Source organism: Mucilaginibacter aureus, assembly GCF_053514885.1.
In genome coordinates this window covers 1019162-1043935 of sequence record NZ_CP170601.1, presented here as the reverse complement: position 1 = coordinate 1043935, position 24774 = coordinate 1019162, and the positions used below count along the sequence as shown (strand labels likewise).

11 protein-coding genes are annotated in these 24774 nt (G+C 45.1%); 2 read left to right on the top strand and 9 right to left on the bottom strand.

Going from position 1 to position 24774, the window contains the following annotated elements; genetic code table 11:
• Positions 1 to 31 precede the first annotated feature (31 nt).
• From ACFGVR_RS04335 to ACFGVR_RS04300, 8 genes are all read right to left on the bottom strand, one after another.
• Positions 32 to 3226 carry a SusC/RagA family TonB-linked outer membrane protein gene (locus tag ACFGVR_RS04335; protein WP_448701395.1) on the bottom strand — a complete coding sequence of 1065 codons (3195 nt, stop codon included), beginning with the start codon at positions 3224 to 3226 and terminating at the stop codon, positions 32 to 34.
• Positions 3227 to 3250: 24 nt separating this feature from the next.
• Positions 3251 to 4723: a fasciclin domain-containing protein gene (locus tag ACFGVR_RS04330; protein WP_448701394.1), complete on the bottom strand. Its 1473-nt coding sequence runs from the start codon at positions 4721 to 4723 to the stop codon at positions 3251 to 3253.
• A gap of 51 nt (positions 4724 to 4774) precedes the next feature.
• Positions 4775 to 6544 (bottom strand): fasciclin domain-containing protein, encoded by a 1770-nt coding sequence (locus tag ACFGVR_RS04325; RefSeq protein ID WP_448701393.1) that lies wholly within the window; start codon positions 6542 to 6544, stop codon positions 4775 to 4777.
• Between the two features lie 12 nt (positions 6545 to 6556).
• Positions 6557 to 8137: a RagB/SusD family nutrient uptake outer membrane protein gene (locus tag ACFGVR_RS04320; RefSeq protein WP_448701392.1), complete on the bottom strand. Its 1581-nt coding sequence runs from the start codon at positions 8135 to 8137 to the stop codon at positions 6557 to 6559.
• Positions 8138 to 8156: 19 nt separating this feature from the next.
• Complete coding sequence (locus ACFGVR_RS04315) at positions 8157 to 11426, bottom strand: SusC/RagA family TonB-linked outer membrane protein (protein ID WP_448701391.1); 3270 nt, start codon at positions 11424 to 11426, stop codon at positions 8157 to 8159.
• A gap of 31 nt (positions 11427 to 11457) precedes the next feature.
• On the bottom strand, positions 11458 to 13722 hold the full coding sequence (locus ACFGVR_RS04310; RefSeq protein WP_448701390.1) for a fasciclin domain-containing protein: 2265 nt from the start codon (positions 13720 to 13722) through the stop codon (positions 11458 to 11460).
• Between the two features lie 457 nt (positions 13723 to 14179).
• The gene (locus tag ACFGVR_RS04305; protein ID WP_448701389.1) at positions 14180 to 16297 is read right to left on the bottom strand and encodes a hypothetical protein; all 2118 of its coding nucleotides are present in this window, start codon (positions 16295 to 16297) and stop codon (positions 14180 to 14182) included.
• A 121-nt stretch (positions 16298 to 16418) separates the two neighbouring features.
• Entirely contained in the window at positions 16419 to 19502 is a 3084-nt protein-coding gene (locus tag ACFGVR_RS04300) for a PKD domain-containing protein (protein WP_448701387.1), read from the bottom strand.
• A gap of 352 nt (positions 19503 to 19854) precedes the next feature.
• Between ACFGVR_RS04300 and ACFGVR_RS04295 the strand changes: the two genes are divergently transcribed.
• Complete coding sequence (locus ACFGVR_RS04295) at positions 19855 to 24246, top strand: hybrid sensor histidine kinase/response regulator transcription factor (RefSeq protein ID WP_448701386.1); 4392 nt, start codon at positions 19855 to 19857, stop codon at positions 24244 to 24246.
• On the opposite strand, the gene ACFGVR_RS04290 is transcribed toward ACFGVR_RS04295, so the two are convergent.
• A complete protein-coding gene (locus tag ACFGVR_RS04290; protein ID WP_448703060.1) occupies positions 24198 to 24512 on the bottom strand; it encodes a hypothetical protein in 315 nt (104 codons plus the stop codon). The two genes, ACFGVR_RS04295 and ACFGVR_RS04290, sit on opposite strands and share 49 nt — an antisense overlap.
• On the opposite strand from ACFGVR_RS04290, the gene ACFGVR_RS04285 reads away from it, so the two are divergent.
• Entirely contained in the window at positions 24472 to 24585 is a 114-nt protein-coding gene (locus tag ACFGVR_RS04285) for a beta-xylosidase family glycoside hydrolase (RefSeq protein WP_448701385.1), read from the top strand. The genes ACFGVR_RS04290 and ACFGVR_RS04285 overlap by 41 nt on opposite strands.
• The last annotated feature ends 189 nt before the right edge of the window (positions 24586 to 24774 follow it).

The following is a 24774-nucleotide window of genomic DNA, read 5'->3' as shown; positions in this document are numbered from 1 at the left end:
TTGATCTTGATATTGGTAAAAAACTAATTATTTACAGGCCTATACGTATCCCTAATTGAACCGATCTGAATTGTGGCTCCAACCCTGTATCAACGCCACGCGCAAATGGTGTGCTGGCCGAGCTAAATTCCGGATCGTAGCCTAAGTAATGGGTGAATACAAACATATTGGTACCGGTTGCATACGCCGTTGCCGACCTGAACAAGCTGCCTTTTACAGGAATATTATAGCTTAAAGAGACATTTTTAAGGCGTAGATATGAGCCATCCTCTATCCAACGATCAGAAAAACGCGAATTGCCGGCCGGATCGCCCCAGGCTGCACGCGGCACATCGGTTTGCTGGCCATTATTGCGCCAGCGGTTAACAGCAATTTGTGTTTGGTTTTGTGCGCCGGTAAACGATTCGAGCGAGGCCCGGGTGCTATTATAAATTTGGTTACCCAAGCTAAAAGTGAACATGGTATTCAGTGTCCACCTTTTATAGGTGAATGTATTGGTGTAAGCGCCTATAAAGTTAGGGTTGGGATTACCAATAACCTGCATATCCTTGCTGTCGATAACCTTGTCGTTATTCAGGTCGGCAAATTTCACATCGCCGCCTTTCGGGCTTATGGCATTTCCTTTATTGTCTTTATAGGTCAATCCCGAAGCGGCAGCATCAGCGTCTGACCTGAAAATACCATTGGTTTTATAACCGTAAAATAGATTGACAGGCATGCCTGCGGCCGTAAGAATGGTAGCGCCGCCATAGCTTGTAGTAAAGTTGCCCGATGGTAAGTTAAGCACTTTATTACGGTTGGCTGCGATATTAATACCCATATCCCATTTAAATGCAGCTTTGCTGATTAAACGGCCGTTGATTGCCAGCTCAACGCCGTCATTACGCATTGTGCCGCTATTACTTACTGTATAGTTGAAGCCCGATGCCGTGATGGCTGGTTGCATGATCAGCATGTCGAAAGTTTGGTTATGATAAGCATCCAAACTGAAGGTAAGGCGTTCGTTAAGTACAGATGCATCGATACCTAAATTTAGTTTTGATGTTGTTTCCCATTTTAAACCCGGGTCGCCGATGTTTCCACGTACAATGCCCTCGCGATTAACAAAATTCTGCGAAACATAATAGGTCTTAGCTGTGTAATTGCCTATGTCATCGTTACCTACAAATCCATAGCTTGCTCTTAGCTTAAGAGATTCGATAAACTTGCAATTGGCCATAAACTTCTCTGAAGAAATGAGCCATGCTGCCGATAACGATGGTAGGGCCGCAAATTTAAATCCGTTAATGCCAGGCGAGCCTGGTATTTCTGTACCAAAGCGCGACGAGCCGTCAAACGCCATGTTGAATGATAGAAAATATTTATCGAATGCGGAATAGTCGGCATTTAAATAGGTGTTCAGCCAGTTCCATTTGCCGAGTGCGCCGGCAATGTTACGGGTTGAGTTAACAGTACCGCCAAGTGTTACAAAACTATCGCTGGCTGTGTTATAACCAACTCCGTTATCAGATTCGCTGCTATTGTTTGCGAACCTGAAACCCAGATTTGCCGCAAACTGTTGCGATTGGCTGAACTTTGTTTTGTAAGATAAATGGGTGTCGTTGTATATCGACGTAAAACGCTGTACGTTCGCTTCCGACTCATCGGCTGCAATAAAGTTGTTGAACGTTTGCGGTGCTATGCCATTGGCGGGGATAAAAATATTCTCGCGCACCTTGTCGAACGTTAAGCCCAGTAAGCTCGATAGCGTGAATTTTTTACTGAGCAGGTAATCAAACGAGGCCGACCCTGAAAAGCGGTAACTGCGGTTTATATCCTGCATTTTTGTGCTTGCAGCAGCTAACGGATTACTTATTGCAAATATATCTGCGTTAGCAAGATTTGGCGAGTAAGCACCGCTTGAAGAAACCTCATAAGGCGACAGGAACGGCGATTTTACTAAAGCCAGGTACAATGGATTGGTGTTGTAGGCCTGGCCCTGATCGCGAAGGTCTTGCTGGCTACGGGTAAAAGCAACGTTAATCTTACCGATTAGTTTGGTGGATAAGTTAAGATTGGCGTTAAAGCGGGTTTCGTAACGGGTTAAATCGGTATTGTTTGTTAAACCATTGGTTTTTAAATAACCCATGGATAGGGCGTACGTGGCAATATTATCACCACCTGATACCCTTAAATAATAATTTTGGCTGTAGCCGCTATTGGTTACCAGGTTTTGCCAATTAGTGTTTTGGTGATAGGTATAATAATCGGGATTGGGGTTATCATTAAAATAAGGTTGAGACTGTATGGTGGCGTCAGTCATCCCTGGAGCAGTTTTCAATATATCTGCCAGGTAAACCCTGTAATCAGCAGCATTCATTACCGGTAACTGTTTGATATTGGAGTTGTATCCGCCATAAGCTGAAAAATCCAGGCGGGTGGCAACGTCTTTGGCACGGCCGGTGGTGATCAGTATAACGCCGTTTGAGCCGCGTGTGCCATACATGGCTGCACCATCTTTTATTACCGTAATATTGTCGATATCCTTAATATCGATGTAGGCGAATTTGTTGTTTACATGGCCGCTGATCATCGAGGTTCCATAATTGGCCACATCATATATCATCCCATCTACAACAATCAGCGGTTGGTTATTGGCATATAATGAATTGTAGCCGCGGATAAAGATATCTGAACCGATGTCCGGGGTACCCGAGCGTTTTACCGCATCGAGGCCGGCAACACGTCCCTGCAGATAGGTGTCAGGTGTTTCTGTCGGGCGGTCCCAACTGCCTTGGGTATTGATGGATGTTACAGCATATGGCACGGTATTTTTTGATTTCAAACCGTAAGGCAGGGTAACCAGGCCGTAAGCCGAGTTGTACGATTCTTCGAACAAAGCAACAGTTATATTTGATCGCCCCATCACGGCTATCTCTTTACGTTGATAGCCCGGGCCCGAAATAATGAGTACCGCATTTTTGTTCGGGACATCTATTTTAAACGCGCCTTTATCGTCGGCCAGGGCAGCAGAAAATCCAACTACTGATATATTGATACCCGGTAGCGGTTTGCCCGTAGCCGCATCAGTGATTGTACCACTTACAGGTATCTTTTGAACTGCGGTATTTTTTGTATCGGTTTTGGCAGTTGGTTCAGCTTTTTGGGCATATAAGGCCCCAGCTGCAACAACAACCAAAACACTTTGTATAAGAAGTGTTTTTACCGGTTTTGTAAAAAATTGCATAAATTTTTATTTATAAATAGAGCGTTAATTAACTGGAACCAATTTGATATAATCGAGCGATAGCGCCGATGGAGCTGTACTTGTTACCCCCGTGGCCGATACCAGGAAAGTATACAGCGAACCATAATTGGTAGATGTATAAGTACCCAGATAAACTTCATTATAGTTTAATATGCCCGTTGAATTGTAACCTACTGTTGCCAGTGGGGTTTCGGCTGCTCTAGGATAATGCGATGTGAGGCTGAAATCCACCTTCATGTTAAATGGCACGGTTAAAATATCATTTATGGCGCGCCAGTAAACCTGGTATTTCGCTGAGTTTACTATAGGCCTGTAGCGATAGTAGTAAAGCGGATCAGGGCTTGAGGTTATACTTGTGGTTTGTATATCAGTAAACTTCACGCCGGTAGGGCTCAACTTGTTTTTGATAGAGATAGTTGATGGTACACGCAACGAGTCAGGAGCCTCGCCCTGGATAATAATGTTAGGTATCTTGTTCTGGAACAAGGTATAGCTTATGCTATTTACCACGTAAGCCACCCCGTTGCTCAATTGCTGGGTGGAAACAATGGCGCTTTTATCCAGGTGTATCCTCACACCGTTAACCGAAAGCATCGAATCGGGCAAATGGTTGATATCGTATACGTGATTAACCACCAGGTCTTTAACAACTGCAAATTGTGTAACGGTATCTGTTTTTGTAGCCGATGTGGTTACATTATAGTATTTACCGATCTTGGCCTTTTCGGCATCATAAGCCTGATCGTTCAAAATAATGTAGGTAACCAGGCTGTCTTCGCTGCTGATATCAGAAACCCTTTGGAAGTAGGTGTTTTTGGTCACCGGGAAGGTAGTGCCCGGTTGATAAACGTTTCTGCGGGTTAAAGGATCAACGTAAAGAACCACGCCTTTGGATGTGTCGGTTTCGGTATGAAACAGACTTTGGATAAATGCTTTTTGTTTGCTTGCTACCGAGCTTAACAGGTACTCGTAGGCATTGAGTTTAGGCGCCGATGCCGCATCGATGGTATGTAGTACGCCGTTGTTTACATAAATATCGGCCTTAACAATGTTGGCATCATCAAAAGTAGTCGCAGTAAACGCGATGTTCTTGCCGCTCAGCGTCCTGATCTTTAAGGAAGGTTGCGGCATGCGCACAAAGTAAGCCTGGTGCGAAATGTGGTTCTGCACAAATTTTTTAAGCTTAGCCGTATCCGTCAGGATCGACTGATCGATATTCTTCATGGCATTATCGGTTGGCGCCCAAACGGTGAATGAGTTTGACGATGCCAGCACCTTGTCGTAGCCTGTTTTTACTAAACAGCTGTTAAACTGGCTCAGATCGGACGATTCGCTGATTTGCTGGGCCAAAGTTTTATTGAGCGCGGTTTCTGTTATGGCGTCGCGGTTTTCCCAGCCCTTTTTACAAGCCGAGAACAGAACAACGGCCAGCAATACTGCCGCGCCTATGGTATAGGTTATTTTATGTTTGGTCATTTTTTGATAATTCGTATCCGTTATTGTTAGTTGGTGATAGATCTTTGATTGTTATGGTACTATTGATCCGTCGGGATTGAACTTAGGGATCTGCTGGTTGGCGCTGGCCGGTATAAATTGGATCATATCAATATTATTGGTGGTTTGCGATCCGTTTAATGCGGTTAGCCTGAACCAATACCTGCCGGTAGTGGTAATATTTACCACACCCATTAACCGGGCCACCTGAGCGCCTGCGGTACTGGCCATATAGCTTTTAAAGCCGATGGCTTCCTCGGCATCCACATCGGTAACGGATACGCCATTAACCGTTTTGGTTAAACCAGGGCGCTTGGTGATGAAGTTTAGTGTCCGTGCATTCAACAGAGCATCGCGATTGGTAGTGCCGTCAAGGCCAATACTTGCCGCAACCTCACATTGGGTACCGCCGTTACTGGTTGACTGCTGTTGCTGGAAGTAGCCTACCCAAATCTTGTACTGGCCGCGTACCAATAGCGGTGTACGGAACTCTACCCAGTTTGGATAGCTGCCTCCCGGGGCACTAAGTGGACATTTGAAAACATCCACATTGTAGGATGTTTTGCTGGTGCCCTGGCCGGTACCGTATATATATTGCGGAGTATTGGCTGTATTAGAGCTAATGGCGCCCGAAAATTTGATATCGGCTACATTTTGCATATCAGCATCTGTAGTGTAGATATAAGTAGCCTTTTTATAAACTGCAGTGTTTTTCATGATATCCGGAACAGCACATACATCAAAAAACACGGCGTAAGGATATCGTACCTTGATAACAAAATTTTGAGATGCATCATGTACCACACCATTATTCGCAGATACATCGCTGTAAGGCCGGTTAAGGATGAAGCCGGGCTCGTAAGTGCCGTTAAAGGTATCGTCGTTAATCAGCACGGTTTGGCCCGATAGTTTTGTGGTTAATACCTGCGACGGAGCGAGTGTACGCTGCGCGGCATCCAGGATAATATCTGCCAGGTATTTGGCGCCATAGATAATGTGGTTATCCATATACAGGTGCAAACTATCTGTCGGCAACTTCGGGTTACCTGTATTTGAGTACTTTGTTAACACTGATGCATAGTTGCTGAACCCGGCTACTTTATACACCGAATCGGTTTGGGCAATTACTGTTAGCCAGCGTTTGGTGCTGTCGGGATTATTTGCCGGGACGATATTGAGTGTATCGTATAACGTAGTAGCTTTTAATATCTGTGTAAAGATGCTGTACTTAGGGTTTGCCTCGATGGTTTGGGCAAGTGTTAAACGTGCCGGTGTCAGTACATGATCTATAATATGGATGAGGCCGTTACCTACAGCGATATTTGGCATAATAACGTATGCCTGCCTGTTTACCCATATTTTGGTTATCCCGGCAATATTAACAGACTGGGTGATCAGGTATTGACCATACATCGTAAGATTTGGCAGCTTTCCATCGGTAAAACGTGATGTTGGGATAGAATCCTGCAATAAGTGAAACCGTACAAAATCCTTCCAATCGCTGGCGCTTATATCATCAACACTGCTTTTACCCATATCTTTAAGATATTGCTTGATAGCGGCGTTGGTAGGCGCGAAAAAGGTGTACGAGCCATAAGCTTTTAAGTACGAGGCTGTTCCCGCCTTGGCAAGTATCTTGCTAAGCTCAGAAAACTGATCGGGGTTATTGTCAAAATACTGCGTAATGTTTACCGTATCTGAGGTTGTATGTTGGATCGTTTGTTTCACACATCCCCACACGCAGATCAATAATACGCTCATCAACAGAACGTAGGTGATTGGTTTTTTAAAATTTCTTTCCATGATCTTTGGTTTTTATTGGTAAAATGAGTTTTGAACCAGCCGTTTGTTGGTCTGTAATTCGGTTGCGAAAATTGGAAGGTAATGGCTACGGTGATCCCGGTATTTATTGATCACTGTTTGCTGTTTGGCCGGCAAAGCGCTTGATGCTACGATATCCAGCAATATATTTTGGTTAGCATAGTTATTTCGTTTGGCGTTGCGTAGTATATCATACCACCTTTTACCTTCGAAAGGGAACTCGCGGGCACGCTCATTAAATACATAAGTAGATACCGCCAGGGGCGAAGTGGGATCGGGATCGGTGATGCTTACGCTGTTGACGATAGGAAGGGCATGGCGCGCGGTACGTACCTGGTGAACCAGGTTAATTGCCTGGGTGCCGTTACCCACATCTCCGGGCTTAACCCACGCCAGCGCTTCGGCTTTCATCAACAATACATCCGAGTAGCGGTACACAAACCAGTGCGTATAAGTAGTGCTTGCGGTTACGCTGGCCGAATATTTAAAGATAGCGCCGTTCGACTCGAGATAGGCTATACCCGGGCCGCGGATATCTTTATTCGCGGCATCAACCACGTCTATTCCGTACAGATTGCCGGCAACTATCCAATCTGCAGCCATAAAGTCGTGCCCCGTGTTTGTGAACATATCGTAAAATGGATTAAGCGCCTGCAGGTTGTACTGGAACTCAAATATACCCTCTACCGAATTGCCGTTCGAGTAAACTCTGTTCAGAAAATCGTAGGGTAGAATACCTGCCGGCAGTAACTGGTACATATTCGATTGTATCACCATATCACAGGCATTGATACAATTCTGATAATCTTCGCCCCACAGGTAGGCGTCAGCCAAAATAGTGGCTGCAGTATATTTGGTAATGCGGCCCTTATCGTCGGGTATATTGCCGTAAGAAGGTACCGCGTTTTGCACGCCAAATTGCAGGTCGCTGATGATTTGATTGTATACATCCTGCTGGCTGCTTTTGGCTATCGCACTGATATCTGTATCAGTTACTGTCGGGTCGAGCTTTAAGGGCACTTCTCCAAATGTGCGCAGCAGATAAAAATACATCAGCGCCCTAAGTGTACGAGCCTCTGCCAGTGAGGCATTTAATGCGGTTTGGGTTAAGGTGTTATCGTTGTTAATAACCGTTGGCCCGTATTTAATAACGTTGTTGCAAAAATTAATGGTACGATAAACAGCTTCCCAATTAGCAAGGCTGTTTGTTGATACCAAATCATCGTGCATCATATCCAGCTCATCGCGCTGAAGGGTATTTAGGCCGGATGTTGACAGGCCTGAAGCGGCGGGATCGTTTGTACTTTGTACCATATCAGCACGCAATTCGCCCCACGAAAACAAGTATTGGGCCAATGGGATGCCCTTTTTTGTTGGGGTTATTTGGGTAGGAACGATAAGGGACACATAGCACCCCGCAACAGCGGCGCTGAGCTGTTCTTTAGTTTTCCAATAGTCCTGCTGCACTAAACCGTCCTGGGGCTTGGTGTCAAGGTATTTTTTACAGGAAGAGGTTATACCGGTGCTGAATACAACTACCAGTAACAAAAACTTATATTTAATTTTATTGATCATTTTACTCGCTTGCTAATGGTTAAAATCCAACTGAAACACCTACGGTATACTGAATTGACGGCGGTGTTAAAGCGCTATCAACCGGGTATGAAAATGGATTTACCGAACCCTCTATAGCTACGTCGGGGTTTTGACCGGTATAATTGGTCCAGGTGGTCAGGTTTTGACCGGTAACATAAATGCTGGCCATATGCAGTCCCAGCTTTTGTAATAAGAGTTTTGGCATATTATACCGCGCCGTAACTGATGCCAGCCTAATAAATGATGCGTCTTCAACATAGCGGTCTGAACCTAACCAGTTGTAACCGGCTCCGTATAGCGCTCGTGGTATATCGGTTACGTCGCCCGGGTTACGCCATCTTCTTAAAACGGCTGTGCTTTGGTTGTCTACACCGTACATCCGGGTGGTGGTAATTTTGGCGCCGTTGATAATATCATATCCCCAGCGGAAGTTGAAATAGGCTTTCAGGGTAAGGTTACCGTCTATGGTAACTGTGGGGCCAAAACCACCCACAAACTTAGGGATGCCGTTACCCAGGTAAACCATATCGCGATAGTCGATATTACCGTCGTGGTTGATATCCTCGTACCTGGCGTCGCCAGGCTGGAAGGCATAATCAACCTGCGGATAATTGTAGCGCATATAAACCACTTGTCCGTTCGGGCCGATGATCTGGTTGCCGTTCTCGTCGGTTGCGATGGTCGAGGTTTTATCCTTATAAACACCTTTATACTTAAAGCCGTAGTACGAACCAAATGGGTTACCGATAATGAGGTATGATTTGTATTTACCCAAACCCGGCACACCTACCGAACTTTCGGTTGGGAAATCAGGAGATACCGAGGTGATAGCGTTTACGTTACGCGCGATATTGAAGTCGAAACCCACGATCAACCTCCTTGATTTAAAAGGAATAGTATTTAAACTAACCTCCCAGCCATTATTATCCAGTGTGCCGATGTTCATATCAACCGATTGGAAACCGTTGGTGGTTGGTATGGCCAGGCCTTTGTAGAAGAGGTCTTTTGTGGTGTTGCGGTAAAACTCAGCATCCGCTATAATCCGGTTATTAAACAGGCCAAGGTTTAAACCCAGGTTTTTGCCGATGAGCGTTTGCCACTTTAACGATGAAAGTTGAATATTTGATGGTGCAACAGCCGCTACACCGTTATAGGTAGCGCTGAATGGCGAATACGTACCGTAGTAACTTGCATCAGGTGCGTCGCCCGAGGCACCGTAGCTCAGTCTTAAACTCAGCTCGCTTAAAAACTTAAAGTTTTTCATGAAAGGCTCGCCAGAGATCCGCCAGCGTGAAGCAACACCAGGGAAAAAACCGTAACGATTGTTAGGGCCAAATTTTGAGTTGCCGTCAACCCGACCGTTAACGCTGATGATATAACGATCGAGGAAGGAATACTGCCCCTGTAATAATACACCTACGCTACGCGATAAACCCTGAACTGAATTAAGTGAAGGGGTAAACTCGGACGCGTTAGTGGGGTCTTGCAGGAACGATGAAGCGGTGTTTGCAGTTGATGAGTTATACGAAGCCGTATTAGTTTCGTTGGTTTGCAGCGACAGCAAAGCCTGAAGGTTGTGCTTATCGCCCAGGTTTGGCGTATAAATAAAGTTTATTTTTGATTGTATGTTGTACGAATCGCCATCATTATCGATAGTAGCATTAACATTTTTATCGGTGCTTGGCAGGCCGGTAGCTACCTGTGGCAAAAATGTTTTAGACTTGGTGTTATTTACATCAAACTGAACGTCGACCGTTGACATCAACAGGGATGGTAACATGTCATACTGCAAGGTGAAATGCGGAGTAATACGTTCACCGTACAAGTGGCTCACACCCGTACTGGCCAGTGCCAGGGGGTTATAAGTATCCGGGTATTTGCCCTGTATGTTTGATGCAGGCGAGAAATACGAGGATGTTGCATTACCGTATTCATCAAAAGAGTAGGGAGCCATGTTTGGCATTTTAGCATAAGCTACTGAACGTAACGAGCCATCGTAATTAAGGCTGTTGTTGATGTGAGTGTACGTTAAATCGGTACGGAAACGTAATTTGTTCGATACCACATAATCGAGATTGATTTTAGCCGTAATACGGTTCAAATCTGTCCCCAGGGTAGTACCACCCTGATTAAGATAGCCTACCGAGGCATAGTATTTGGCCTTTTCGCCACCACCGCTCATGGATATGTTATGATCCTGCGTGTAGGCTACTTTGGTTATTAAACCTATCCAATCGGTATTATTGCTATAGTTGTAATAGTAGTAAGCATCCAACGGATCGTGCTGAAATGCTTTGTTTTGGCCATTGTTGCCTAAAAAGTCTAATGGTACACCGGTTGCGTTCATAAACTCCTCCGGTATAAGTGTCGCATACTGATCACCATTTAGCATCGGGATCGATTTTGGTTGTTTATTAGCCGTTCCCCTGAAGTTATAGGTAACAACAGGCTTGCCCATTTGCCCCCTTTTGGTATTAATAATTAAAACACCGTTTGCTGCCCTTGAACCCCAAACTGCTGTAGCTGCTGCATCTTTTAACACAGTGATATCCTTGATATCGGACGGGGCAAGGTTTAATAGTTGACCGAATTGCTGATCATCGGCAGTACCAAAGTTGAAATCGGCAGGTATTTGCGTTTCATACGGCATACCGTCGAGTACGATAAGCGGCTCTGCGTTACCGGTTATCGACGCGGTTCCGCGGATACGGATAGACATACCTGCTCCAGGGTCGCCCGAGGTTGAACCAAAATCCACACCGGGCATACGACCGGCAAGCGCCTGGTCGATCGATGAAACCTGGAGCTCTTCCAGATCCTTGGCGTTAACCGTAGCGGTTGCCAGAGTTGAGTTACGGATATCGATGTTTAAGCCACTACCGGTATTTACTGTGCGGCCGCTACTTACAATGTTAACGGTGGTCAGGTTATTCTCACTGCTTTCTAACAGTACATTGATTTGAGCTCTGCCGCCGATTGAACCCGACAAAAAAGTTTTATAGCCTATATACGATACTGAAAGCTGGTTGTTTGGATTTGAGATCCTGATAGCATAGTTACCGTTAATATCGGTAGTTACGCCCGTAACGGTACGGTGATCTTTATCAAACTCGATAACCGAGGCCCCAATAATTGCTTGCCTGTCTTTTTTGTCAATTACCTGCCCGCGTATGGTGATACCCTGCGTGGCCTGTGCCAACGAGCGTATGCTAAACATACCCAAAGCCATAATTAAAAGACAGAAGCTTTTAAATAAATGTGATTTCATATAATGGTTTAAATTGGAGTTTTCGCTTTTGTTAATTGTAATTCAGGTAAGTATCAATCGAGTGAATTACCGTGCGGTTAGACAGGTTGTTACTTGTGCTGACAATTACGTTGGCATTGATACCTTTATGATCGGTAACCACCATACTGCCCGGCGCATTGGTAATATTAACATAGGTTGCCGCGCCTGATTCGCTGGTAAGCATGGTAATAAAAGTGTTTGCTTTTTTACCATCCGGAACAATGGAAGCGCCGTTAACGATGTGATACAGTATAAATTTCCTTACGTTATCGATATCCAGTTGGGCAGTGGGCGCCGAAGTTGGCAGTGCACCAGTAGTTTTGTTGCCGGGTAATAAACCTGCCTTTATAGCATTGGATATTGCGGCGTTTGTAGGTACAAAGATGGTGTAGTTGTTATCAACACTGGTACCTATACCGGTGATTGCCTTGGTACTGGCATTATAGATATTAGAGGTGGACAGGATAGTATAGAACGACGAATAGCTTGCCGGATATAATGTCGCCAAATTCTGTAAATGCTGCCCTACGTTATTATTGGTGAAAGATAGCAGCCCGTCCACATAATACACGGTGCCATTTACAGCCGAGGCATCTGTTGCAAGCACTTTCAAATCGGTGCCCGAATCGACAGTGCCGCTGGTTTGAATGCGATTATTGTTGTATTTGATGTATTCGTGGTTAATGGTTTCGATAATACCGCTACCGCTCAGGCTGGCCAGATCGATACCTGGCAATACGCCGGTCTCGAACATGCGCAAGGCAATATCCCGGTAAACCAGGCTATGCGAATAACTTGTTGATGTTGTGGCCTTATAACCCCATGCAGTGGTGCTGGTCCCTGCACTTGCATCATTATACCGCCATCCGTTAAGCGCCATAACCGAGTCGGACATGATGAAATAGGTGTTTTTAACACCTGGCTGTGTGATCTGAGCTTTGATACCGGTTGGCAAATAAGCTTCTGCCTGATAAGTCATATTAGTTTTTGGATCCAGGTATGGGATACCGTAAATGGTGCGGAACACGTTTGCTTCCTGCGATTTGTTTACCCCGTAAAATATGCCATTACTTAATATTTGCTTATCAGTGATATCAGAGTTTGCCATGGTTGTCCCTTCAAGCTCGAAGTTTGCACCGCTTTTAAATTGACTTGGCCATAAGCTTGAGGGCCACATCGTCGAATTGATAAAATCGATGATTACCGATGGCTGTGCTGTTTTAAAGAAAGAACCGCCAAGCTTGGCTAATATCTTTTTTCGATATACTATCATCGCGGCATTATTTGGCACCACCATCGACCAACCGTTGGATTGTGATGCGTTGGCGATATATGCCGAGCCAAGCGGATCCTGATAGTTTTCGTTATTGGGTGAAAACGCCAGGCGGCCGTCGTACGATCTGATATAAACCTGGTCGTTTGAACCGGTGGCTACAAAAAACGCGTGCGTTACGTATGCATCCTGGTTAAAAAGCGCTAACGAATCGAGCAGTTTTTTAAACTCGCTGTAATTGGAGTTTGAGGCCAGGTATTGCTCAAAGCTTTTAAGCGGTACAATAACTTGGTCAATTTCATTAACATAACCGTTGCTGGCAACAATATCTTTAGTGATTACTTTTGCTCCGGCTACGTTAAAACCGGTATAAGTAGCATTGGGATAAAAAGCGGTGTAATCTGATTGAGTTAACCCTGCTGTAGATAAAAACGCATCAGTAAAATAGGGGATATACTTGTTGTTATTATCGCCATCTACATAAACATACGAGGTAGAGCCGCTTTTTACGCCATTGTTACGGTTGGTGGCGATAATTCGTTTATGTATCCCATCCGAAAAGGGCTGCACCCAATCGTAGAATGCCGTTTTGCGTTTAAATGCCTGCCCGGCCAGGCCAGCGGTGCCCGAGGTTTGGTAGATGCTAAGCTGATCCTGACGGTAGCCGTTAAACACCAGCGAATACTTTACGATCGATTTGGCCAGCGAATCGCTTACCGTAGCATCGGTTAAACCGGTTGCAGCGTAGTATTTTTCAAAAGCCGCATCGTTTGGTGCAAACATGGTCCACCAGCCGGTGGTGCTTAAAATGTCTTTGTAGCCCGCCTTGGTGATGATCGCTGTTAAATGCTGAAAGTTACCCCGCTCTTGCAATGTCTGAAAAATGGGGTCACCAATGTTCCCGGGGGCAGCATAGTAATCGTCGAACGTCTTTTTTTTGCAACCGGTTGCTATAACAAGCAACAAGGTCCCCAAAATGATTAGTCGTAAAAATTTAATCATATTTAATTGTTTATACTGATTGGTTGCTCGCCTAAGTGGCGGCATTAATTTGGTTTACTAATTGGTAAATGCTACTACCAGCGGCTAACGATAGAAAATCCTGACAGAGCTATTAAGCGACCTGATGAAATCAAACCTCAAATTTTTAAAAGGATCGTCTGTGCGTAGGCAGCCAGAGTTTATAATTGATGCTCAAAAGTATGTGCAACCGGCATAAATAACTTTCAATAATTGACCTATTGCTTTAGATAATTAGTCAAAAAAGGCTTGGGGTGCTTGAGAAATGTGATTTTCTTAATTTTTTAAGTAAAAGCAAAAACCAGGAGGAGTTTTTATATGGATGCCTTGCAATCGGGCGTATTGCGGTAATGTAAAACAAAATACCCCCATTGATATCCGTCAATGTGGGTATCCGGCGGTGGTATTTTAGTCAACTTTGGCCGGTGACCTATGCGATTTAAGGCAGTTTATTCAGCCCTTCCCATTTCACATTCCAACTTCCATCTTTCGGGAAGCCGGGAGCGTTGATGTTCGGTCCACTATCCCAACCAACAATCATTAAACCGGCGGCGGCCATAAAAGCGCTGTTGGCTGGTAGATAGGCAGGGCAGGTTAGCGGCTCTTTGGCACGCTGCACATGTCCGTTATTTAAAAAATGAGCGCCGAAGGTATCGTTACACAAAATATCGATGGCTTTTTGCTGTTCGCCTAACCTTGCAGCGGTGAGCGCGCCTTTGCCTAAGCTCCAGCTAATAAAACTGCGCATCCCGCCGCGTTCGTAGATCTTGTCGAACGTGGTGGCCATGATCTTAGGGTCGATCATCGGTGTTTGAGGCAGGTAACCCAGTGCCATGATCATGTCCGATCCACCATCTCCCGGATCGGTTTCTATTTCGGCATAACGATCATTACGAACAGTTGGGCGTGCTAATTTTTGCAGGATATCATCCCATTTTTTGTCGCGAGGCAGGCCCGTTCGCACGCGCCAGTCCTGTGCAACTTTTAAGCCGTAATACCATTGTACTAGCTCGAATGTTGGGTTTTGGGTATTGTTTTGGTCGGTATGTTCGTTTACAGCTTTAATTGGTGGCCCAAGCACATAATGATTCGTGTTGCTATCATAAAATGCGTAAGATGCCAGAAATTTAGCTGATTCAAAAACGACACCACTATATTCTTTTAAAGTTGCCCGGGTTGGAGCAGCACGATAAAGCAATTCCGCCAGATAAATTGGATTTGGCTGATTCCAGATAATGAACGGGTTAATACTACCCGGGCTGGTACGGCCGTCGATGCCCGCCATTTTTGGCCAGCGCGCACCTTCAAAGCCTTCGCGGTTGGCTTCGGCAACAGCCTGTGGAAGAATCTTTTTATACCAAGCGAAGCTTTTGGCCAATAGTTCCGGATGTCCCCACTCATAAAACTGAGCCACATGCCACCAATATACTTCGGAGTTGTGCTTGCCATACCAGCTGATATGTGTTAAACCTGTCTCCTGCGGTGGAAAGGAACCGCCATAGTTTACCTTCAACAAGTATTGAGAAAGGATTATCCGGCGTTCTAATTCGGCCGCGCGTGGATCTTTGCTGCCGGCCAGGTCAACTATGCCGCCTTTTTCCCAGTAATCTTTCCAGGCATTAGTACTTGCTGATCTCACCATTTCAAAAGTAGATGGAGACACTTTAGTAATTGTCGGCATAAACTCACAAACAAGGTTCAGGCTATCACTTCCGGTAGCATCAAAACGGTAAAAATGTGAGTTATGGGTTATCAGTTTGGCTTTTCCCTGCCAATGAATCGCAACGTAATATATTGTTCCATCAATGCTGCGCTTTAACAAAACACTGTTGGCTGATTGGCTGACGATCGTAGTTTGATGTTTATCGGGTTTGCTCCAGTCAAAAGGTGGTTTGTTTTTTATCGACAGATCATAAGCGTATGGGAAGCGGATGGCTGGCATCAGTTTACCTGACCTTAATAAGGCCGATTTAATGCAAAAAGCTACCGTGCTACTTTCGGGATGAGCCGCCGTTTGCACCGATACGGATTGGCCGCTCAATTCGTATTTGCTGTTGATAAGCCCTCGCCATAAATCGAGCGTCTGATCAATATGGGTAATATCGGTAACGTTCAAGGCTTTGCCATCTTCCATCAGGCTGATCTGCCCCAGCGGTACCGGGTGGGGGTTCTGTCGGAAGTATTCACCTGCCGGGCTTTTCTCCTGGCTGGCGTATAGGATCTGCCTGCCATGAAAATCGACCGGCTTCATCGCATCTTCCAGCTTAAAATGCTGGGTATTCGGGAACGAGTGCCAGGCCCAGGTGCACATCGTTTCGAGCGGAATACCATTTTTATAATAATAGCCCTCCAGCGACTGCATGCCGGTAACATCGGCAGTATAAGCAAAATCGCCATTGCCCACAGAAAGCGGAGACAACGGATCAGCTTGGGAAAGCTTTACATTGTGCCGGCTCACAACTGTATTGCGGTTGATGCGTTGTGCGGAAGTTAAAGTTATACTACCAGTGAATAGCGTGACAATTACAGATAGTTTAATGATGCGGGAAATTTGCATGGGATAAATTTAGTTGAAAACCAGGGATGAATGCCTGGTGTAGTTTTATTGTTACATGTTGTGATGAAAAGCAAAAGGCCGCCGGAAAACCGGCGACCTTGTAAACACTACAATTTGCAAATTAATGAGCCATAACTAAACGGAAGGTTTGTACTCCTGCCGAAGTGGTTAATCTTGCTATAAAATATCCCGGCGCGTAACGGCTTGCGTCGAACACATAGTCGTTTTTAACATTGGCCTGGGCGCTGCCTGTAAATAAAGTAGCTAGCTTAGTACCGCTGCTGTTGTATATTTCGAGCGTTACGTGGGTGTCGTTAGCAGGGAGCGTAAAGCTCAACGTTGTTTGCCTGCCGAACGGATTTGGATATGCAGTTAATGATGATAGGGGTGCCGTAGCCTCCTGGATAGTACCTGTTGAGGTAGTCGCAAAGGTGGTATTATTAAACGACTGGCATGAGCCTAAACTACCGCCATTGGCTAACTGGGCCGGTACGGCGTTAGCGCTTACACATATCTGGTTAGATGGGTTATTGCTGCTGCCTGTGGCGTGGCAAACGGCTACTTTATCATTCTTATTGCCGCAACGTACGTCGATTACATTAACGGTTACCTGAGTTAATGCCGTGCAGCCAAACTCGTTAGTTACGGTAACGTTAAACACATAGCTTCCTGGCGCAACCGGAGTAAATACCGGGTTGACGGATGTAGCGTTGCTTAAACCTGTAGCCGGGCTCCACTGGTAATGGCTGGCCGAAGCTGCCGAAGTGCTGTTGCTGGCAGTTAAGGTTAAGTTTTGCGCACCGTATCCTATAGCCAGGGTATTTGCAGGTAAACCGGTATAGGTTTGATCGGTACGGCTTATGGCTATAGCAGGGGTAGGTGCTACACCCAGTATGGTTACCGTTGCGGTTTTGCTCGAGGTATTGCCGCTGTTATCAGTTACGGTAAGCGTAACCGTATTATCGCCATACTGGCCGCAGGCAAATGATGATGGTGATACGCTGATGGATTTGATGCCGCAATTGTCGTAGCTGCCATTGTTAACCTGGTCGGGAGTGATGGTAGTCGCGCCGTTTACTAATGCTACCTGGATGTTTTTGCTAATTACTGTTGGCGGGATGGTATCTTTTACCATTACGTTGGTGGTATCGCGGCTGGTATTGCCTGCATCGTCGGTAGCAGTGATAATGATGGGCTGGCTACCAACCGATTGACAGGTAAATGCTGATGCGTTTAATGTTACTTTAGGTTGCGCGGTTACATCATCAGTTACTGTAGCCAGTTGGCCAGCACTAACCGAAGCGGAACCGTTGGCATCCAGGTATAATAGTACCGGGCCGGGCAATAAAGTAATTACCGGCGGGCTTTGGTCAGTTACAGTAAGAGTTTGTGTTGCGCTGGCCGGCGACCATGCTGCATTACCCGCTTGTGTTGCAGTGATAGTTGTGGTACCTAAACCCACAATATGGATTTTGCCGTTAACTACAGTGGCAACAGTACTATCGCTAACCGAATAAGTAAGCGGTAAACCTGCATTGCTTGTTGCGCCGGAATCAAAATCGGCACCTCCGAATTTTTTAGTTGGGATAGCGTTAAAGGTAATTACCTGCGGAGCCTGGTTGTTTACCGTTAAAACGGCTACAGTGTTGCTGTACACACCATCGGCAGTGGTTACGCTAAAACCAAAGCTGCCCATACCGCTAAAGTTAAAGGTGGGGGTAAAGCGCACGGTATGCCCATCCGGCAATAATTGCGCTGTACCATTTGTTGGGCTACTAACCGCATATACCGGCGAAGCCGAATCAAAACCGCCGGTATATTGATACAGGTCAACATCAACAGAAATATCAGTTGATGTCACGGCGTGTGGATCGGCCAGCCAATTAATATAATGCTCTAGCCGGGTATAGCCATCTGATGCAAGCGTGCGCGAATCATCAACCGCCGGGTTTGAACCCATGGTTTTTTCCCAATAATCGGGCATGCCATCGTTATCGGTATCAACGCTTTTGGTGCCGCCGTTAATTACACCGTAACCATTGTTGGGTAAGTCGGTTTGTGCCTGGCTGGTATATAATGCGCCACCGGGGCCGGTGGTACCCGCTATTGTGCCAGTTGTGCCCTTGCCGACGGTGCGTACCTGGTTAATAATCAGCGAGTCCATCTGGTCTCGGGGCAAAGCGCCGGCATCGGATGTGGTTAGCTGGTAAGCGGTAGCCGCGCTGTAAATAGTGACTGCCGGGAACGGCGACCATGGCGAGGTTAATATCTTACCCGGCCCCTGGTACCAGTAAGGTGTAGTAGGGCTGCCGTTTAGCGTACCATCAAGATTGTTATCCTTCATGTTGCCGCTGTAGTAGATGCTCTGGTTTTTATCTATCTGGTACCAGCTGTTATCCGTACCGGTTGACGCCGGGCCGAAAACAAAATAGTTGTTGATGATATCGTGCTTAAAGTTGGTGCTGGTGTGCGTGGTATAGCCTGCCGAGCAGTTGTAAAGCACGTTGTTTACAAAAACGGTGTTGATTTTGGCCAGCGGGTTACGGTTGTGCGAGTTGGCGAAGATATTGTAAAACCACGACCATGTGCCGTTAACGGCTTCGGTATGAGCGCCGAATTGCTGGCCGGTTGGGTCGGCAATGAGTGAGTGTTGTATGGTGATGCTGTTTACCGGGTGATTCTGCCAGTCATCGCTCACGCCGTCGACGTTGTTCCATGGCGCAAATTCGATGGATGAGTGATCCACGATGACATTGGTGGCGCGGTAAAAGCTCAGGGCATCATCATCGGTACTGGCGGTTTCGCTGCCGGGGCGTATGCGGATATAGCGGCAGATAATATTAGTTGAACTGGCGAAAGATACCTCGCCGCCTCTGAAGCCTATGCCACCGCCCGGCGCCGTTTGCCCCGCAATGGTGATATTGCTTTTAACTGATACGGCAGTTTTTAACTGAATATATCCGCCCACATCAAATACAACGATACGATTGGATTGGCTTACCGCGTCGCGGAAGGACCCAACGCCGGAATCGTTTAAATTAGTTACGTGGTACACGGTACCGGTACGGCCGCCCGTGGCATTGGCGCCAAAACCCAGCGCCCCAGGGAATGCAATCTGCGATCGTGCCGTTTGGCTGACTAAGATGCCGGCTACGACAAGGCCAAGCACACTAAGGTGCCTCATTTTTTGAGTAAAGTTTTTCATAAAGGTTAGTTAATAATTGATAAGCAATCTTAAATATATTTTATATCTGAGACATTAGAAAATTGACCAATCATATTCAAAAATTGATCGAAAATGTTTTGTTGTTAACTTTTGGGCAATAAAATAGGGTGAAATAGAAGCTTATTATTTTTATTAACTAATATTTATAACCGGATATAATTAGCAAAGATGCCGATGGATCGGTGTCGTCAGAGTTGTATCCCATCCAATAGGTTAATTACTTATGCCGGTTTTAAAGCTAATTGATATATTTGGATTCTATCGATGGATATATCCCTGGTGTAATTTGCGAAATTACGGTAGGTGTATCTATTGCTCAAACTTAACCCCAATGAGATACCTTTTCATCTGTCTGTGCCTGCTGTCATCAGTAACGGGGTATGGGCAAATTAGAAGCGAGGTTACCCATTATGGCACCAAGGATGGTCTTTCTCATGATGGTGTGATCTGCATAACGCGCGACAGGGAAGGGTTTATGTGGTTTGGTACCTATGATGGCCTCGACCGTTTCGACGGGCATAATTTTGTTATCTATAAAACCAGGCCTGGCGATAGTTCTGTCGTCCATTCAGACAAAATAAAAGATATTGTAGAAGATAAGGCCGCTTATCTATGGGTTCAAACGTTCGATTACAAGGTTTATCGTTTTGAAAAGGCTACCGAAGCCTTTGTGGACCCATTTCAGGGATATTACAAAAAATTTCATAACGAACAGTTAATTATCGATAAAATCGTAGCCGATCCCAGGGGAGGTGCATGGTTCGTTACCAAGCGGGAGGGGATATATTATGTGCAAAACCGCCCTGGCAGTTTGCCTGTCCTTACTTATTTCTCAAAGGATCAGCAAGGAGATTTGCGAATTAAGGGCGATCGGGTAAATTTTCATCGGATCAGCAAAAATGGCTGGATGTGGGTTGGGTCGGGTGGGGGCCTGGATGCCTTGGTACGACGAGACGATGGCACTTATGTTAAAGTTAAGTTTGACGCGGCATCAGACCGCGAACTATCCAATACCAAATTTAATTGTATGGCTGAGGGCTCACGCGCCATATATTTTGGTACGGCAAACGGACGATTGGTAATTTATGATAAAGTGCAGCGAACATTTGTATCTGAGCAGATTACCGGTGGCGTTTCTGTAAACGATGTTTGTATACTGGCAGAAAACCAGATTTATCTATCTACCAGTGGCGAAGGATTGATCAATTTCAACCCTGTTACGCGCCAAAAAACTCCAATTAAGCCCAATGATCATGCTGTTTATCATTCGTTGTTTAAAGACCGGAGCGGACAGATATGGATCGAACCCGATGGTAATGGCGTTGATAAATACAACCCTCAAACAGGGGTAATCAAATCATTCAGTCAAAAGCCCGATTATCCTTCATTAAGCCGGGGCTATCATTTGTATACAGACGTAAATGGCATTTTATGGGTTAGTATGCGGGGGGGCGGTTTTGGGTATTATGATGCGGCCGCTGATAAGGTGGAGTATTTTTTTGATGAACCCGGTTCACCATTTCAAAAATTCTCCAATGTGATAAACGCCTTGTATTTTGATCCAAGCGGTATAATGTGGCTTAGCGGCAAGGATGGAGGAGTGTTCAAGATCGCTCCTTTGGCAAATGGGTTTAATTATATCCAACCGGCGGTAAAACCACGTTCACGATCTGAAAACGATGTGCGCGCCATGATGCAGGATTTGAAAGGGCGTTTTTGGGTTTGTACCATGGATGGCCTTGTACATGTATATGATCATAAAGCCGAAATAAATGTATTTGCGAATAAGTCCAATCATATTGGTTTTGTTTATTCAATTACCCAGGATAGCAAAGGCAATGTGTGGATGGGCACTAAAGGCGATGGTTTATTTAAAGCTACGCCGGTAAACAGTTCGCAAACATCGTATACGGTAAGCCAGTACCGAAACATCAGCGGCGATAAGAATAGTTTAAGTAGCGATAAGGTATACTCGGTTATTGAGGACCACAAAGGTCGGATTTGGGTAGGTACATTCGGAGGGGGGCTGAACCTTTTGGTTGCTAATGGTAGTTCGTACCAATTCAGGCATTGTTTTAATACTTTTCATAATTATCCGTACCCGCTCGCCAAAATGGTGCGCGACATCTGCGAGGATAACGATGGTAATATTTGGGTGGTGAGCGGCAACGGCGTGCTGGTTTTTGACGGGAATCAGCAGGTAAACGATGACTATCGTTTTATCATCTATAAAAAAATAGCCGGCGACCCTAACAGCCTTGCTACCGACCATGTACAATACATTTGCAAGGATAATAAAGGACAGCTTTGGTTGGGGAGTTTTGGTGGGGGTATCAGTAAGATCATTGTAAACAATCACGATATTAGTAATGTAAAGTTTAAAACTATTACCACTACTCAAGGATTGCCTAATGATGTGGTACTCAGTATGGTTGCCGATAATCAAAATAATGTTTGGATAGCCACGGCCGCCGGTTTAGCTTGTTTAGACGCTAAAACCGAAACTTTTAGAAATTACGACCCTTTTGAAGCCAGTATCAAAACTAACTTCTCGGAAGCTACCTGCCTTAAGGCAGCAGACGGGACATTGCTTTTCGGATGCCTCGATGGCTACATCTCATTTAAACCCGGCGAGATAGGCACCCATCATTTGCCGGCAAATATGGTGTTGACGAATATGCAGGTATCGTATAAAAACGTGATACCGGGGGTTGAAAACTCGCCCTTGAAATATACGGTTAATGAAACCCGATCTGTAACGCTCAATCATGATCAAAATGCGATCAGTATAGACTATACCGTATTAGATTACCGGGATTTCAGCAAAATTAGCTACAGTTATAAATTAGAAAACTTTGATACCACCTGGCATATCGTAAATGATATGCATAAAGCTATTTATACCAACCTGCCTCCCGGAACTTACACATTCAGGGTACGGGGCTATAGTAATGATCTGTTTTCAAACGTGCCGGAAAAAGCCTTGCAAATTATTATCCGGTCACCATTGTACTTAACCTGGTGGGCTTATCTCACCTATTTGGTGTTGGCGGCGGTTGTAATTTGGCTGACAGGTAATATCGTTACTACAATGATCGGGTTGCGCAACAAGGTTGAGGTTGAGCGGCAGCTTACCGAAGTAAAACTTTCGTTTTTTACCAACATTTCGCACGAGCTTCGTACACCGTTAACACTGATATCCAACCCGCTGGAAGAACTTTCGGAAACGGAGACCCTATCAGAAAAAGGACGAGAATATTTTAAGATCATCAATCGCAACGTGGCCAGGATGATTCGTTTTACCAATCAGCTGCTGGATTTCAGGAAGGTACAAAGCGGAAAAATGCAGTTGAATATTGTAAAAACTGATCTTAATTTACTCGTTGGGGAAACAGGTGCATATTTTGCAACCGCAGCCAAAGAGAAGAACATTCAGTATAATATCCGGATACCCGAAGCAACCGTTTTTACATGGATCGACCCTGAAAAAATTGAAATTATCGTCTATAACCTTTTATCAAATGCCTTTAAATTTTCGCCCGATGGGAAAAACCTGACGCTCAGTTTATCTGAATCCGACGGTGGCGAATGGATAAAGATTGCTGTACAAGATGAAGGTAAAGGTGTGGCTCCGGAGCAACTGGAAACCATATTTGAGCTGTATCATGAAGACCAAAGTGCTAACGACAAACATTTGAAAGGCACAGGCATCGGCCTGGCGCTTGCCCGTGGCCTGGCCCAAAGTCATAAAGGTAATTTATCAGCCCATCTTAACTCAACCGGCGGCATGACTTTTATATTAGAGCTGCGGCAGGGCTGCGATCATTTCAGCCTCGAAGAACTCGGTGAAGCCGCCCAGTTTGTGGCAACGGGAGTGCTTAATGAGGAGCAAGTACAAGTCCCCGAAGTAATAACGGAAACCGCAACTGACACCAGCCGACCAACAGTGTTGGTTGTAGAAGATGATCCTGATCTGCGCAATTTCCTGGAAAACAAGTTGAATAACTATTACCAGGTAGTAACAGCGACCAATGGTTTTGAAGGTTTGAATATGGCAAAGAGTTCTTATCCGGACATTGTCATTTCGGATGTTATGATGCCTGAAATGGATGGCATACAAATGCTGGATGCCATTAAGCATGACCATAATGTAAGCCATATCCCGGTTATTTTACTGACTGCCAAATCATCGGTTGAGAGCCGGATTAACGGCTTGAAATACGGAGCGGATTTTTATCTCACAAAACCTTTTAATAATGCGCTGCTGCTTGCCGCTATAGGGAATTTGCTTCATTCGCGGAAAAAGCTCTTCGAAAGATTTACAGCCGATCAGCCTGATAAGACATTTAATTGGGGTAAAGAATCTGATTTGCCGGTGATGACTTCAAAAGATGAAACCTTTTTGGAAGATGTTATCAAGATTGTAGAGCAAAAGTTAGGCGATCAGGATTTTAATATTGATGATGTGGCATCTGAGATTGGAATGAGCCGCACTACCTTTTTCCGGAAACTGAAAAGTTTAACTTCGTTAAGTCCGGTTGAATTTATGCGTGAACTCAGGCTTAAACGGAGCAAACAAATTTTGGACACCGGGAAGTACACGATATCTGAGGCGGGGTATATGGCGGGCTTTAATAGTCTGGCATACTTTAGTACCTGTTTTAGGGATAAATATCAGATATCGCCCTCTGCATATCTTAAAAATAAAAAATCTGTGGGATGATGGGGGAAAAGCCCCGGATCGTAAAAGCCTTTAGGAAGTTTTTTTATTTCCGAGGGGCCTTCGGCCTTAGCTGCTGTGCACACAAAACCGCCTTCGTTTAGTGTAATAAAGAGCAGGTAAAACTTACCGTTATGATATTTGATACTGGTGGCCCATTGGCCGTGCCCGTACCTGTTGCAGCCATCCAGGTCATAGCACTTACTAAAATCAAACCGCGGTACCGCATTGCTGCAATACTCCCAATTGACCAGATTTACAGGCAACAAATTCTGCCTGTTTAACTATGCTACTAAACAAATTGGCGGCTATGTTGATTTTGACTGGTTTAGGACGGACTAACAGAATGAATGCGTAATATAAAGGCATAAATAATTAAACTATGAAAACTATAATGCGGTTATGGTCCGTTGATCGGTAGCGTGAAAGTTAACAAGAGCGATGCCTGGGTATTTTCGAAAGGAAAACCGCAACAAGGTATTCACGATCTGTTTATTGTTCTAAAAGATGAAAATCCCTTAGAGCCCGACT